Raw genomic sequence first — 1497 nt, 5'->3', positions numbered from 1 at the left:
CAGCCTTGGCCGTCAAGCTACTGGATCGGACAAGATGGAATGACTACGGTGAGGACAAAATACTGCCGCGTAGCGGCTTGCTTGAACCCCAGGTTGAACGGACGGGCCGCAAGCGCCATGCCATCATTACGCATCGTATTGGCCCGCCGTTCACCAAGACGTTAGCCGTTTACCAGCCTGCTTCCACGCGTTGTGACCGATGAATCTTCCCAATTCGGACCGCGCAGTAATCGATCCCGCGAAGGTACGGGACTACCTTCTGTCCGAAACTCATCCGGTGGGCCGGTTCAAAGCCGCATTCTTCGTTACTCTCGGCTACTCCATGGATCGCTGGGAGTTGCTGCGGGACGACCTCTTAACACTGGCCCGTGCCGGTCCTGCCACGCCGGGCAAGCCAAGCGCATTTGGGCGAACATTCGAGGTGGATGGTATTCTGATAGGGCCGGCGGGGCGTTCGGCCGATGTGAGGACTGTCTGGATCATCCGAGCGACGGAAGACGCACCCCGATTTGTCACCGCCTTTCCGAGGTGATTTATGTTTAAGCTTCTCGATACCGTTGTGCTCAAACGTGATGTGCCCGAGGCGGGCCTGCGCCTCGGCGATTTAGGCGCGATTGTCGAGGTCCACGATCCTGATCACTTCGAAGTCGAGTTCGTGGCGGCCTCGGGCCGAACTCAAGCTCTTGTCACACTGCGTGCGGATGATATCCGCCACGTAAACGACCAGGACTTGATCGCTGTTCGGTCCTTGCAGCACGCGGTCGGCTAACTTTAGGTCGAACGGACGGGCCATGAGCGTCATGCCGTGTCAATACCTCGTACTGGCCCGCCGTTCACCAAGACGTTATGCCGCAGTGATTGGCCAACCTTGACATGCTATATATGGCATAGGCACAATATGGCATGTGGCGTATTGAGGAGCATCGCCGAGTGGACAAACAGGCGTCGTCCCTCCCGCGAGATATCCTCAAGCGGTATGAGAAGTGGAAGGACATTGCGATGCTTTCTGGCCCGCCAGGCCTTCGTTTAATTAAGGGATTTCACGACGAGGCGCTTTCTGGTGAGTGGCAGGGCCATCGTTCTTCTCGTCTTGGAGTTCAGTACCGAATCGTCTACCGAACCGCCCCCGAGCAGCAGTTGTTTCAGGTGATATCACTCACTGCCCACGATTATCGGAGGCCTAGATGAGCCAGTTTCGCCCAGCGAAGAAACGCGTCGATGTGTCGGTTGGTGAGTCCGTGCGCATCATTCGGGAATTGCAGGGCTTGAGCCAGACACAGCTCGCCCAGCGCACGGGAATTCCGCAGGCTACGCTTTCGGCAATCGAGAACGACCGCGTGCGCCTCGGTGTGGAGCGGGCCAAGGTTCTTGCAAAGGCACTCAGGTGCCACCCCGCCGTACTGGTTTTTCCAGGATGGGAGTCACAGCTTGAATCTGCGGCATAACCCATAAGGATTGAGACGACTCGCAGGGTCGTTTCAATCCGATGTTCAAGAA

4 protein-coding genes are annotated in these 1497 nt (G+C 57.3%); all 4 read left to right on the top strand.

Features of this window, described 5'->3' with window-relative positions; translation table 11 throughout:
- Positions 1–203, top strand: a 203-nt coding sequence (locus WD823_RS00020) for a hypothetical protein (protein ID WP_368427433.1), incomplete at its 5' end; no start/stop codon positions are given.
- On the top strand, positions 200–532 hold the full coding sequence (locus WD823_RS00015) for a DUF6883 domain-containing protein (RefSeq protein ID WP_368427432.1): 333 nt from the start codon (positions 200–202) through the stop codon (positions 530–532). The genes WD823_RS00020 and WD823_RS00015, both read left to right, overlap by 4 nt.
- Positions 533–535: 3 nt before the next feature.
- Positions 536–769 (top strand): DUF4926 domain-containing protein, encoded by a 234-nt coding sequence (locus WD823_RS00010; RefSeq protein WP_368427431.1) that lies wholly within the window; start codon positions 536–538, stop codon positions 767–769.
- A 415-nt stretch (positions 770–1184) separates the two neighbouring features.
- On the top strand, positions 1185–1445 hold the full coding sequence (locus WD823_RS00005) for a helix-turn-helix domain-containing protein (protein WP_368427430.1): 261 nt from the start codon (positions 1185–1187) through the stop codon (positions 1443–1445).
- The last annotated feature ends 52 nt before the right edge of the window (positions 1446–1497 follow it).

It is taken from the genome of Sulfuricaulis sp., assembly GCF_040901545.1.
Taxonomy (GTDB): Bacteria; Pseudomonadota; Gammaproteobacteria; order Acidiferrobacterales; family Sulfurifustaceae; genus Sulfuricaulis.
Note: the sequence above shows the minus strand (reverse complement) of the source record. Positions and strands in the feature narration are given on the sequence as shown.

What these genes read in the sequence shown, in the direction of transcription:
- WD823_RS00005 (WP_368427430.1), top strand. Translation starts at nt 1,185, where the DNA reads ATGAGCCAGTTTCGCCCAGCGAAGAAACGCGTCGATGTGTCGGTTGGT.
- WD823_RS00015 (WP_368427432.1), top strand. Translation starts at nt 200, where the DNA reads ATGAATCTTCCCAATTCGGACCGCGCAGTAATCGATCCCGCGAAGGTA.
- WD823_RS00010 (WP_368427431.1), top strand. Translation starts at nt 536, where the DNA reads ATGTTTAAGCTTCTCGATACCGTTGTGCTCAAACGTGATGTGCCCGAG.